Genomic DNA, 11,577 nt, shown 5'->3' with positions numbered 1-11,577 from the left:
CGCGGCCGCCGTGCTGGCCGCCCGCGTCACGGCGGGCACGTGGACCTGGACGTCGATGCGATCGAGGATCGGTCCGCCGAGCCGGGCGGCGTACGCACGGCGGGCCATCGGTGTGCACGTGCAGCGCACGGCCTTTCCGTGCCCGTGGCCGCACGGACACGGGTTGGCCGCCAGCACGAGTTGGAAGCGCGCCGGGAAGTCCACTGTGGCCCGGGCTCGCGCGATGACGACCCGGCCGGACTCCAGCGGTTGGCGCAGCGCCTGCAGGACGTCCTGCTTGAACTGCGGCGCTTCGTCGAGGAAGAGCACGCCCCGGTGCGCGGCCGACACCGCACCCGGCCGCACCAGCCCCGATCCGCCGCCGACCATGGCCGCCAGCGAGGCGCCGTGGTGAGGCGCGACATACGGTGGTGTGACGTCGAGTTCGGACTCGGCGTGCGTGGCGCCGATCAGCGACCGGATGGACATCACCTCCAGTGCCTGATCGAGCCGCAACGGCGGGAGGATGCCCACCATCCGCTCGGCGAGCATCGTCTTGCCGGATCCGGGCGGGCCCGTGAGCAGCAGGTGATGGCCGCCGGCTGCCGCCACCTCGACTGCGGCCCGGGCGGCTGCCTGGCCCGAGACGTCCGCGAGATCGGGCACCGGCCGGGCGGCCGGGCCCGTGACGGCGCGCACCAGCTGCCGCGGCCAACGGGTGGGTGGCCCGGCCTCCTTGTAGGCGTGTACGACGTCTACGAGGGTCCGGACGCCATGCACCCGGATGCCCTCGACGAGCGATGCTTCGGCGAGATTTGTCTGTGGCACAATGCAATCGGAGATGCCGGCGGAAGCGGCGGCGGTCACCATGGGCAGCACTCCGGCGACCGGGCGCACGCGCCCGTCGAGGCCGAGTTCGCCCACGTGGACGACTCGGGAGACGTGCTTCTGCTCGACGTCACCGATGGCGGTGAGGACGGCAACGGCGATCGCCAGGTCGTAGCCGCTGCCGTTCTTGGGCACGGCCGCGGGCGAGAGGTTGACGACGATCTTGCGACTGGGCAGCGCAAGTTCGCTGGACTCGATGGCCGCCCGGACCCGATCGGGTGCCTGCCGGCAGGCGGCGTCCGGCAGCCCGCTGACCAGCAACCCCGGCAAGGCGTTGCTCAAATGTGCCTCGACCTCGACCAGTTGCCCCTGCAGACCCGAGAGGGCGATGGCGTGGGTGGCTCCGAGCGTCATACGACCACCCCCGGGATGTGCTGCACCACCGAGGGTGAACTCCCGCGACCGATCAGCACCCCGACGACGTCGAAACGCACGCCTGGTGCCGGGATCTCCGGATGTTCACGCAGCCAGGTGTTGGCCAGCCGGCGCAGTTGCCGCAGCTTCTGCGGGGTGACCCCGTTGACCGGGGCCCCGACGCCCAGGGTGCGCCGCGCCTTGACCTCGACGATCACCAGGTCGCCGTCGGGCGCCCGGGCGATGATGTCGAGTTCTCCCCTGGGTGTGCCCGACCGCCAGTTGCGCTCGATGATCGTCAGGCCCCGATCGCTGAGGTAACGCGCCGCCACGTCCTCGCCGAAGCGGCCCACCTCCGCCCGTGCGTCCGGCATGGTCGTCCCCCTGATCGTCGTCGTTGTGACGACGATGCCCGGCGGGAGGGGGGTGTGTCAGGAGCGCAGGAAAATGCTGTGGAAAGGGCGAAGTTGACGTTCCGCCTGTGGACAAGCGGCAGCAGCGGAGAACCTTCGGGGGTGCCTCGGGTGGGGCCCTAGAAGTGGCCCTTCGGCACCTCGAGATCGGCCTTGGCAAGCTCCTCGACGTTGACGTCCTTGAAGGTGATGACGCGCACGTTCTTGGCGAAGCGGGCCGGGCGGTAGATGTCCCAGACCCACGCGTCGGTCATCGTGACCTCGAAGAAGACCTCGCTGCCCTCGCCGCGTACGGCCACGTCGACCCCGTTGGCGAGGTAGAAGCGCCGCTCGGTCTCGACGACATAGCTGAAGAGGCCGACGACATCGCGGTATTCGCGATAGAGCGCCAGCTCCATCTCGGTCTCGTACTTCTCCAGGTCTTCGCTGCTCATGCCATTTCGCTTTCGGCCCCGCCGAGGCCGGCGAGGAGGTCGATATCGATCTCATCATCGCCCATGACGACCTCGCCGACACCCGGCAGGTGCCAGGAGCGGCGATGGAGCGGGCAGGCGCCGTGCTCGGCGAGGGCGGCGAGGTGGCCGGGGGCGGCATACCCCTTGTTCTCGTCCCAGCCGTATGCCGGGTGCTCGCGGGCGTAGGCGACCATCATCGCGTCGCGGGCCACCTTGGCCAGGACGCTGGCGGCCGCCACCGAGGAGCACTTCAGGTCGGCCTTGATCATCGTCGTGACCGGCGGCGCCGGATCGGGCGCAAAGGCCGCGAACAGCCCCGCCTCGGCCGGGTCGGTCAGCCAGTCGTGGTTGCCGTCCAGGATGACCAGGTCGGGCCGGACGGGCAGCTGGGCGAGGGCGCGCCGGCCGGCAGTGCGCAAGGCAGCGATGATGCCGATCCGGTCGATCTCCTCGGGCCAGGCGTGGCCGACGGCATACGCAGTGCTCCACCGGTGGATCCGCGGCACGAGGGCCGTGCGAGCGCCGGGGGTGAGCAGTTTGGAGTCCTTGACCCCTTGCGGCGCCGAGCGGCAGGTGACGTCGATGACGACGACGCCCACCGAAACCGGGCCGGCCAGCGCGCCCCGGCCGACCTCGTCCATGCCGGCCAGCACGGCATACCCGTCGCGCTGCAGGGCCCGCTCGACCCGCAGGGAGGGTTTGGTGGAGCGCCGAACCGAGCTCACGTGCCGGGGACCTTCGCGAAGGTGTCGGCGTCGTTGCTCAGCCAGGTGATGCGATCGAGCGGCCAGATGGTCAGCACGGCCCGCCCGACGATCAGGTCGATCGGCACCGACCCTTCGTTGCCCTTGCCGTCGCCGTCGTGCAGTCGGGAGTCGCTGGAGTGGCCGCGGTTGTCGCCCATCACCCAGACCCGGCCGCTGGGGACGGTGATGTCGAAGGTGATCTCGCTCGGCTCTTCACCGGGCTTGACGTAGGGCTCGGTGATCGCGACGCCGTTGACCGTCAGCCGGCCGCCGGTGTCGCAACAGGCGACCTTGTCGCCCGGGAGGCCGATGACGCGCTTGATCAGGTGCCCCTCGGCGGTGTCGGGCAGCAGACCGACGAAGGTCAACAGGTCCTGGATGCGGTTGAGCACCGGCCCGCGATCGGCGCGCAACTCGGGCGTGAGCCAGTGGTCGGGATCGGCGAAGACGACGACATCGCCGCGTTTGAGGTCGATCAGGCTCGGAGTGAGCTTGCTGACGATCACCCGGTCGTCCTTGACGAGCGTGGATTCCATCGACTCGGACGGGATGTAGAAGGCCTGGACCAGGAAGGTCTTGACCAGGAAACTGAGGACCAGGGCGATGACGCCGACAATGAGCAACTCCCGGACCAAGGCGGCGAGATGGCCGCCGACGCTGCGCCGCGGTGCGGCCGAGCTCGACCCGGCGTCGGGCTCAGGCTCGGCCGCGCGTGCCCGGACCCCGGTGTGGGTCGGGTAGCGCGCCTCCGGTCCGGGACCCGGGTCGTGCGGAGGCGGCGCGCCCGGGGTCGAGGTCACGAGGCACTCCCGGCCGGCAGTTCGGCGAGGCTGGGTTCGTGGGCGCTGTCGCCCATGGTGCCGAACCGGCCCAGCGGCCAGTAGCGCAATACCGGCGAGCCGATGACGTCCGATTCGGGGATCATGCCGCCGCCGGGGTCGCCCAGGTGGGCGCGGGAGTCGGCGGACTGTTCGCGGTTGTCGCCCATCATGAACAGCTTGCCCTCGGGCACCGTGACATCGAAGGGGTAGTCGGAGGACTTGACCCCCTCGGCCAGATAAGGCTCGTTGACCGCCTTGCCGTTGATCGTCAGCGTGCCGTCCTCGCCCACGACGAGATGGTCGCCGCCGACGCCGATGATCCGCTTGACGTAGTCCTTCTCGCCCAGGTTGATCCCGAAGATGCCTGCGATCCCCGAGGCGACCTTGCCGAAAGTTCCCTCCCAACGCTGGCTGGCGCCGCCGCCGAAGGTGTCGGTGCCGTCGAAGACGACGATGTCGCCACGCTCGAAGGTGTTGTCGAGCTTGGAGACCACGACGCGGTCGCCGATCTCGAGCGTCGGGATCATCGACCCGGACGGCACATAGAAGGACTGCACGACGAAATTGCGCAGCACCGCCACCAGAGCGAGGGCGATCAGGAAGTGCACCCACACTGGCAACGGCTTGCGTTTGGCACGGCCGGCGGCTCGGGTTTCGGGGGTGACGGCCTCGGAAGTCATAGGGGCGTCAGCCTAACGCGAGACCCTGACAGCCACTGTCGGCCATCAGGGTCTCGGCGGGTCCGCGTCGTGGGGGCGGTCAGCTGGCCGGGGTCTCGCGGCGCTCGCGGATCCGGGCGGCCTTGCCGCGCAGTTCGCGCAGGTAGTAGAGCTTGGCCCGGCGCACGTCACCGCGGGTGACGACCTCGATCTTGTCGATGATCGGGGTGTGCAGCGGGAAGGTGCGCTCCACGCCGACGCCGAAAGAGATCTTGCGGACGGTGAAGGTCTCACCGATGCCGCCGCCGTGGCGACGGATGCACACGCCCTGGAAGACCTGGATGCGAGAGCGGTTGCCTTCGACGACCTTCACGTGCACCTTGACGGTGTCGCCCGCGCGGAAGGCGGGCAGGTCGGACTTCAGGGAAGCCTTGTCGATCTCGTCGAAACGCTGCATGGCGTTCATCTCTTTCCCGCCGCTGCCACAGGCCAGCGACGTGCTTTCGTCAGTGAGTTCTTCGTATGCCGCCCGCCGGGCCGCGTGCGAACCGCACTCCCCCTGTGGCAGGGGCCGCGCAAAGGCTGATGGCAACCCTCCAATGGTGCCAGAGCGGGCGGCATACCGAGAAATCGCCCGCCTCCACGTCGAGTCACCCCTGCGGGTGACCCACCCGGTGACGCGCTCCACGAGGCTGACGACGGGTGCACTCCGATCCCCCATCCGCGCGCTGACCCTCATACGGTGGGGGGTATGAACTCGATGGCCCCTGGGAGGACCCGGAAGCTTCGAACGCTTCAAGACACCCGGCATCGCCAGCGTCAGCTACCTCGTCGGCGACAGCGAGTCGGGCGAGGCGGTCGTCGTCGACCCCGGACGAGATCTCGAGAAGATCCTCGCCGCGGCGCGGACCGAAGGGCTGACGATCCGCTACGTCCTGGAGACCCACCGCCAGGAGGACTCGTCATCGGGGCCAAGCCGCTCGCCGAGGCGACCGGCGCCAAGATCGTCGTGGGGCGCGACACGCACTTCGGTGACGGCGACATCCTCCTCGACGACATTGGCTATTGCTCCGGCACGGCCGTCGCCGGCGTCGGGGCCGGCCATTGGGACGCCGGTTGGGCGCTGCTCGGGATGAGCGCAGGCGCCCTGGGTTTCGTGCGCGCGTATCCGGCGCTGAAGAAAGGGCTGGACGCGGGCGACTTCGGCCGGGTGCGCCTGGGCGCCGCGTAGCGGCGGGGGGGGGGCCTGCCGGCGGGCGCGCCTGCTGAGGACCGGGGTTACGGTGACGAGGTGAGCATCAACCCGGGCTGGCCGGTCGCGCTGGCCATCGTGCTTCTGCTCGCCGTCACCGTCGCTGCCTATGCCGTGGGCCGGCTCCCCGGTATCGGTTCCACGCTCGTCGCTGCCGCCCGCGCGCTGGCGCAGCTGAGCCTCGCCGCGCTCGTCATCACCGCGGTGGTGGGGAGCCTGCCGCTGTCGCTGCTGGTGCTCGCGGGGATGTTCACGGTTGCCGTGGTGACGACGGTGCGCCGGGTGGGGGCGGCGAACGCCTGGCCGTGGGCGACGGTGGCGATCCTCGCCGGGTTGTTGCCGGTGGCGGCGATCATCCTGCTCACCCGCACCATCCCGCCGACGGGGATCGCCCTCATCCCGGTGTTCGGGATCCTGACGGGGAACACGATGAACGGCCATACGCTCGTCGGCCGCCGCGCCTTCCAAGCCCTCCGGGAGGAGCGCGAGTCGTATGACGCGTGGCTGGCCCTGGGTTTCGAGCGCCGGGCGGCGATCGGCAAGGTGATCCATCGCCACATCCCGGAGGCGTTGATCCCCGGGCTCGATCAAGTGCGCACCGCAGGCGTCGTCACACTGCCCGGCGCGTTCATCGGGGTCCTCCTCGGCGGCGGCTCGCCGGCCCAGGCCGCTGCCGCGCAGGTTCTCGTGCTCATGGGCATCATGGCGGCGCAGACCGTCACGGCTGTCGTGGCCGAGGAACTGATGCGCCGCTCCCTCCTGCTGCCCGACGACCTGCGCGCGAGTCTGCGGCCCTGAGGAGCCGCCGCTAGCGACGCTTCTTGACCAGATCCACCGTCGCCGGGTGGACCTTCGACTCCCAGGGCGCCAGCCGGTAGCCGGCCTTCTTGTAGATGCGCTGGTTGCGCTCGGCCCGGCGGGCGGTGTTGATCCAATAGCTCGTGACGTCGGCCGGCGCGAGGGACTCGATGAATGCGAGGACGGCGCGGCCGATGCCGCGGCCGGCCAGGTCGGGGGCGACCATGAGGCGGCCGACCTGCCACACCGACGGGTCGTCGGGGTCGCGCCGGCCGCGGCCGGAGGCGACCAGCCGCCCGTTGCTGCGCCACACCCACGTGGACCAATCCTGCAGTGCCGCAGCGTGTTCCGCGGGTCCGTCGGTCATGGGCGGGAAGTCGACGGTGCCGGCGTCAAGGGCCTCCGGCACCCAGCAGGCCCGCGTGAGGACGATGAGTTCGGGAATGTCGGCGGGGGTCGCGGGGCCGCCCTCCAGGTCCTCGAGCCCCGTCACCGTGGCAGCGGCCTCGAGCAGGTCCGGGCGCCGGGCGACGGTGCGCTCCAGGCGCTGCTGGTGGCGCCAGTCGGCAATGGCTTTGTGGTTGCCGGACAGCAAGGTCGCGGGCACGTCGTATGCCGTCGCCGCCGCCGCCGCGGGTGGCTGCGGGAGCCACGTGGCGGGTTTGGTGTAGACGGGATATTCGAGCAGTCCACCCTCGTGGGACTCCTCGACCAGGGACTCCTCGTTGCCGACGACGCCGGGGATGAGCCGCGCGATCGCCTCGACCATCGCGAGCACGGCGACCTCACCCCCACCCAGGACATAGTCGCCCAGCGAGACCGGGACCACTTCCCACCCGAGGGCGTCCGCGGCATACGCATAGACCCGCTCGTCGATCCCCTCGTAGCGACCACACGCGAACGCGAGCCACTCGGCCTCGGCGAGGGCCCGGGCATACTCCTGCGTGAACGGTCGTCCCGAGGGGGCGGGCACGAGCAATCGCGGTGCGCCGGAGGCCAATCCACCGACATGAGTGAGCGCCTCGGCCCACGGCTGCGGCTTCATCACCATGCCGGCGCCGCCGCCGTACGGCGTGTCGTCGACCGTGTTGTGCCGATCATGGGTGAACTGGCGCAGGTCGTGAATCGCGAGGTCGAGGAGATCGTCGCGCCGCGCCTTGCCGATCAGCGAAAGGTCCAGGGGCGCAAGGTATTCGGGGAAGATCGTGACGACATCGATGCGCACGATGTCACTCCCGCCCGAGGTCGAGCAGCCCGGGCGGCGGGTCGATGACGACCCGGCCGGACTCGGTGTCGACCTCCGGGACGATCGCCTCGACGAAGGGCACCTGCGCCTCGGTGCCGTCGGCCAGGCGCAGGATCAGCCGGTCCTGGGCTGGGCCGATGTCGAGACCCACGACCTCGCCCAGCTCGGTCCCGGCGGGGTCGACCGCGCGCAGCCCGATGAGTTCGTCCTCGTACCAGCCGTCGTCGTCCGCGTCGTCGCCGGCCTCGCCCTCGTCGGCGAACAGCTTTGTGCCGCGCAGGGATTCGGCGCCCGTGCGGTCGGGGATCTCGTCGAAGGCCAGCAGCCAGATGCCTTTGTGCACACGCGAGGTCCGCAGCGTCAGCGCCCTCGGGACCCCGGTGCCCGGCTGCGCCTCGGTCGCGAAGACGGCCCCTGGGACGAAGCGCCCATCGGGGTCGTCGGTGTGGGTCTGCACGGTGACCTCACCGCGCAGACTGTGCGGCTTGCCGATGCGCGCAACCAGAACACTCACGCGACGATTGTCCCATCCGCCGATCTGCACCAAACCCACACAAGAGCAACCCGATCGCGTCACGGGGCGCCGCCTAGGGTCGTTGGTATGCCGACAGTGCTCGTGGTGGAGGACGAACCCGTCATCAATCAGGCCGTCAGCGACCGGCTGCGCGCGGAGGGGTATGACGTCGTGTCCGCCTTCTCCGGGCCGGAGGCTGTCGAACTCCACGCCGCTCACCGCCCCGACGCGATCGTTCTCGACATCATGCTGCCGGGATTCGACGGCATCGAGGTATGCCGGCGGGTCCAGACCGAGCGGCCGGTGCCGGTCATCATGCTCACCGCCCGCGACGACGAGTCCGACATCCTCGTCGGTCTCGGGGTGGGCGCCGACGACTATCTGACCAAGCCGTTCCGCATGCGCGAGCTGGTCGCCCGCGTCAAGGCGCTGCTACGCCGCGTCGAACGCGCTCGCGAACTCGCCGCGAGCCCAGCGTCCGGGATGACCGTCGGGGATCTCGTGGTCGATCCCACGACACGGCGGGTCACGTTGCAGGACAAGGAGATCCACCTCACGCCGTTGGAGTTCGACCTGCTGGCGATGCTCGCAGCCAGCCCCGGTCACGTGCTGACCCGAGAGCGCCTGCTGGAAGAGGTCTGGGGCTGGGCGGACGCGTCCGGCACACGCACCGTCGACAGCCATGTCAAAGGCGTGCGTGCCAAGATCGGCGCCGACCGCATCCGCACCGTCCACGGCGTCGGCTATGCCCTCGAGCCCCTCAGCTAGTCCCACTGACATGGCCTCACCACTGGCCCGCGCGGCCTCGCTGAAGATCAAGCTCGGCGCACTGGTCGCCGTCTCGGTCCTCTTCGCCACCGTCATCGCGACCGTCGGGGCCAACAGCAAGGTCACCCCGTGGCTCGTCGTCCCGGTGACCATCGCCGTCGCCCTCGCGGTCACGCAGTGGCTCGCCGCTGGCATGACGGCACCGCTGCGGGCCATGACCCAGGCTGCGGGCAGGATGGCCCAGGGCGACTACACGAGCGCGATCCCCGTGGGCGGCAACGACGAGGTCGCCGACCTGGCTCGCGCGTTCCGCGCCATGGCCACCGATCTGCAGGACGCCGACCAGCAACGCCGGCAGCTCATCGCCACGGTCTCCCACGAATTGCGCACTCCCGCAGCGGCTTTGCGAGCGCTCCTCGAAAACATGGCGGACGGCGTGACACCTGCGGACCCGGCAAACCTCGAGTCGGCGCTGGGTCAGGCCGACCGGCTCAGCGACCTGTTGACCGACCTCCTCACGCTCTCCCGGCTGGACGCGGGCGTCACCGACCTGCGACTCGAATCCGTTGCCGTGCAAGAACTTCTGGACGAGGTCGTGGCCGAGTATGCCGCGGGCGGACGGCCCGTCACCACCCAGATCGACGTGCGGCCCCCGACGCTGACAGTCCGTGCCGAACCCGCCAGGCTCCGCCAGGCGGTGACCAATCTGCTCGACAACGCCGCGCGGCATACCCCCAGCGGCACCACGGTGACGCTCACGGCCGCGACGGCCGCACCCGATCGCTGGCATCTGGACATCGCCGACGGAGGCCCCGGTATCGCCGAGGCCGACCGCGACCGCATCTTCGAGCGATTCGGCACCGACTCGGCGGGCGGCACCGGGCTGGGCCTGGCCATCACCCGCTGGGTTGCCGAGATCCACGGCGGCACCGTCGCCGCCATCGACCCCCAGCCCGGCCGCCGCGGCGCGCGGCTCCGCCTGATGCTGCCCACCGATCCCCCGACCCGTATCCGCCCCGATTCCGTTGCAGGAGTTCGTATGCCGCCCGGCCCACCGACCCCGCCACGCGCGCCTTCGAGCAGGCCACCGGGGGCGCCCATCCCGCTCGATCTCGCACGACCCGAACGGGCAGTCGCGAGCAGGCCACGTCCGGCCGAGGGCCCGGTCATCGACGGTCTCTTCGGCCGCGTGTGGCCAGAGACCGTGCGCGAGGGCAGACCCCGCCTCGTCGCACTGGCAGCGCTGGTCGGCGCGATGGCTGGGCTCCTCCTGCCCGAACGGGACACCGGCATCGCGTGGAGTGTGGTCCTGCTCGCCACCGGCGCCGCCGTCGTGATGGCGGCCAGGCGACGCACCTGGATGACCGCGATCACCGCGGTCCTCGGCGTGGGTCTCGCGGCGCTGGCTACGCTGCGGGCCGCGGAAGTCGTTGTGCCCCTGTCGATCCTGGCCGCGGCCCTGCTGATCGTCGTGACGATCGTCCCCGTCTCCTCGGCTTACGGGCTCATGGGGGCCGCTGCCGCGTGGCCCACCGCCGGGATCCGCGGCCTGCCCTGGCTCGGCCGCTCACTGGCGCGCAGTGGCACTGCCACCAAGTGGTGGCGCGTCGCCCGGACCGCCACCATCAGTCTCCTCGCGCTCGCCGTCTTCGGCAGCCTCTTCGCCTCGGCCGATGCGATCTTCGGCCATTGGGTCGATGTCCTCATCCCGGACCTGACGGTCGACACCTTCGTCGCCCGCCTCTTCGTCGGGATCTTCTTCGGCGGAGTCGCGCTCGCGGGAATGTACTTGGCCATCAACCCGATTCGCGACGAAGCCCTCACCCTTCCGAAGGGCAGGCCGTTGGCCCATCCCTGGGAGTGGCTCGTCCCGGTCGGGCTGATCGTCGCGACCTACCTGTTGTTCATCATCGCCCAGGCCAGCGCGTGGCTCGGCGGCCACGACTTCGTCCAGCGAGCGACGGGGCTGACGTATGCCGACTACGTCCACCAGGGGTTCGGCCAACTCACCGTCGCGACCGTGCTGACGCTCGTGGTCGTCGCCCTCACGGTGCGCAAGGTCCCGCAGGCCGATCCCGGTGACCGGTTGCTGCTGCGGGTCGTCCTCGGCCTGTTGTGCATTCTCACGCTCGCCGTCGTCGCATCCGCCCTCTGGCGAATGCACCTCTACCAGCAGGCTTTCGGCTACACCACGCTGCGGCTGCTCGTCGACTTCTTCGAGGCCTGGGTCGCGATCGTCGTCGTCATGGTGATGGTCGCCGGGATCACCTTCCGGGGTCGCTGGATCCCCACCGCGGCGGTCGTCGCGGGTGCGGCCCTGGTGCTCTGCTTCGGCCTGCTCAATCCCGATGCCTGGGTGGCCGAACGCAACCTGCAGCGGTATGCCGCGACGGGCAAGCTGGACGGGAGCTACTTGACCTCGTTGTCCGCCGACGCCGCCCCCGCGGTCGCCGCGTCGACTCTGTCGCCAGCGGACAAGCGATGCATCCTCGGCAACGGTCCTGGCCAGTTCCTCACCGAGGACGATGCGCTGGAGTGGAACCTCGGCCGCGTCCGGGCGCGTGCGGCCCTCGCCCAGGTCGGACCCGGGCAGGCCTCCCGCTCCTGCGCCCCGATCGGTTCCTGACACCGATCGGGTCCGCACACCGATCGGGTCCTCACACCGATCGGGTGCTGACACCGAT

At 70.3% G+C, this 11,577-nt stretch carries 13 protein-coding genes and 1 pseudogene; 5 read left to right on the top strand and 9 right to left on the bottom strand.

Annotated features, from left to right (window positions below):
• From BN11_RS23740 to rplS, 7 genes are all read right to left on the bottom strand, one after another.
• Positions 1-1,221, bottom strand: a 1,221-nt coding sequence (locus tag BN11_RS23740) for a YifB family Mg chelatase-like AAA ATPase (protein ID WP_053084092.1), incomplete at its 3' end; no start/stop codon positions are given.
• Positions 1,218-1,595, bottom strand: a complete 378-nt coding sequence (locus tag BN11_RS12255; RefSeq protein WP_048698116.1) for a YraN family protein — start codon at positions 1,593-1,595, stop codon at positions 1,218-1,220. The genes BN11_RS23740 and BN11_RS12255, both read right to left, overlap by 4 nt.
• A gap of 158 nt (positions 1,596-1,753) precedes the next feature.
• Positions 1,754-2,068: a DUF2469 domain-containing protein gene (locus tag BN11_RS12250; RefSeq protein ID WP_048698114.1), complete on the bottom strand. Its 315-nt coding sequence runs from the start codon at positions 2,066-2,068 to the stop codon at positions 1,754-1,756.
• Positions 2,065-2,814, bottom strand: coding sequence for a ribonuclease HII (locus tag BN11_RS12245; protein WP_048698111.1), 750 nt, complete (start codon positions 2,812-2,814; stop codon positions 2,065-2,067). Before BN11_RS12245 ends, BN11_RS12250 begins: the two co-directional genes overlap by 4 nt.
• Positions 2,811-3,635, bottom strand: a complete 825-nt coding sequence (lepB, locus tag BN11_RS12240) for a signal peptidase I (protein WP_083433718.1) — start codon at positions 3,633-3,635, stop codon at positions 2,811-2,813. The genes BN11_RS12245 and lepB (BN11_RS12240) overlap by 4 nt, the downstream gene beginning before the upstream one ends.
• Positions 3,632-4,336: a signal peptidase I gene (lepB, locus tag BN11_RS12235; protein ID WP_048698109.1), complete on the bottom strand. Its 705-nt coding sequence runs from the start codon at positions 4,334-4,336 to the stop codon at positions 3,632-3,634. Before lepB (BN11_RS12235) ends, lepB (BN11_RS12240) begins: the two co-directional genes overlap by 4 nt.
• Positions 4,337-4,415: 79 nt before the next feature.
• Positions 4,416-4,772 carry a 50S ribosomal protein L19 gene (gene rplS / locus BN11_RS12230; protein WP_048701361.1) on the bottom strand — a complete coding sequence of 119 codons (357 nt, stop codon included), beginning with the start codon at positions 4,770-4,772 and terminating at the stop codon, positions 4,416-4,418.
• A gap of 310 nt (positions 4,773-5,082) precedes the next feature.
• Here rplS and BN11_RS26150 point away from each other — a divergent pair.
• From BN11_RS26150 to BN11_RS12220, 3 genes and pseudogenes are all read left to right on the top strand, one after another.
• Positions 5,083-5,250 (top strand): annotated as a pseudogene (locus BN11_RS26150) (hypothetical protein); the annotation flags it as partial.
• 74 nt (positions 5,251-5,324) lie between these two features.
• Complete coding sequence (locus BN11_RS12225) at positions 5,325-5,546, top strand: hypothetical protein (RefSeq protein ID WP_048698108.1); 222 nt, start codon at positions 5,325-5,327, stop codon at positions 5,544-5,546.
• A gap of 60 nt (positions 5,547-5,606) precedes the next feature.
• Entirely contained in the window at positions 5,607-6,365 is a 759-nt protein-coding gene (locus tag BN11_RS12220; protein ID WP_048698106.1) for an ABC transporter permease, read from the top strand.
• A 10-nt stretch (positions 6,366-6,375) separates the two neighbouring features.
• On the opposite strand, the gene trmD is transcribed toward BN11_RS12220, so the two are convergent.
• Together trmD and rimM are read right to left on the bottom strand one after the other, a co-directional pair.
• The gene (trmD, locus tag BN11_RS12215) at positions 6,376-7,590 is read right to left on the bottom strand and encodes a tRNA (guanosine(37)-N1)-methyltransferase TrmD (protein WP_048698104.1); all 1,215 of its coding nucleotides are present in this window, start codon (positions 7,588-7,590) and stop codon (positions 6,376-6,378) included.
• Positions 7,591-7,594: 4 nt separating this feature from the next.
• Positions 7,595-8,125 (bottom strand): ribosome maturation factor RimM, encoded by a 531-nt coding sequence (rimM, locus tag BN11_RS12210; RefSeq protein WP_048701359.1) that lies wholly within the window; start codon positions 8,123-8,125, stop codon positions 7,595-7,597.
• A gap of 87 nt (positions 8,126-8,212) precedes the next feature.
• Here rimM and BN11_RS12205 point away from each other — a divergent pair, with 87 nt between their 5' ends.
• Both BN11_RS12205 and BN11_RS12200 read left to right on the top strand, forming a co-directional pair.
• Complete coding sequence (locus BN11_RS12205; protein ID WP_048698102.1) at positions 8,213-8,893, top strand: response regulator transcription factor; 681 nt, start codon at positions 8,213-8,215, stop codon at positions 8,891-8,893.
• 10 nt (positions 8,894-8,903) lie between these two features.
• The gene (locus tag BN11_RS12200) at positions 8,904-11,519 is read left to right on the top strand and encodes a DUF4153 domain-containing protein (protein ID WP_053084091.1); all 2,616 of its coding nucleotides are present in this window, start codon (positions 8,904-8,906) and stop codon (positions 11,517-11,519) included.
• The last annotated feature ends 58 nt before the right edge of the window (positions 11,520-11,577 follow it).

This window comes from Nostocoides australiense Ben110 (assembly GCF_001050535.1).
Taxonomy (GTDB): Bacteria; Actinomycetota; Actinomycetes; order Actinomycetales; family Dermatophilaceae; genus Nostocoides_A; species Nostocoides_A australiense.
This window is presented reverse-complemented; position numbering and strand designations above follow the sequence as displayed.

Bases quoted from the DNA above. Each gene is read 5' to 3' on its own strand.
- rplS (WP_048701361.1), bottom strand. From the start codon at position 4,772: ATGCAGCGTTTCGACGAGATCGACAAGGCTTCCCTGAAGTCCGACCTG.
- lepB (WP_048698109.1), bottom strand. From the start codon at position 4,336: ATGACTTCCGAGGCCGTCACCCCCGAAACCCGAGCCGCCGGCCGTGCC.
- BN11_RS12205 (WP_048698102.1), top strand. From the start codon at position 8,213: ATGCCGACAGTGCTCGTGGTGGAGGACGAACCCGTCATCAATCAGGCC.
- BN11_RS12255 (WP_048698116.1), bottom strand. From the start codon at position 1,595: ATGCCGGACGCACGGGCGGAGGTGGGCCGCTTCGGCGAGGACGTGGCG.
- BN11_RS12250 (WP_048698114.1), bottom strand. From the start codon at position 2,068: ATGAGCAGCGAAGACCTGGAGAAGTACGAGACCGAGATGGAGCTGGCG.
- BN11_RS12200 (WP_053084091.1), top strand. From the start codon at position 8,904: ATGGCCTCACCACTGGCCCGCGCGGCCTCGCTGAAGATCAAGCTCGGC.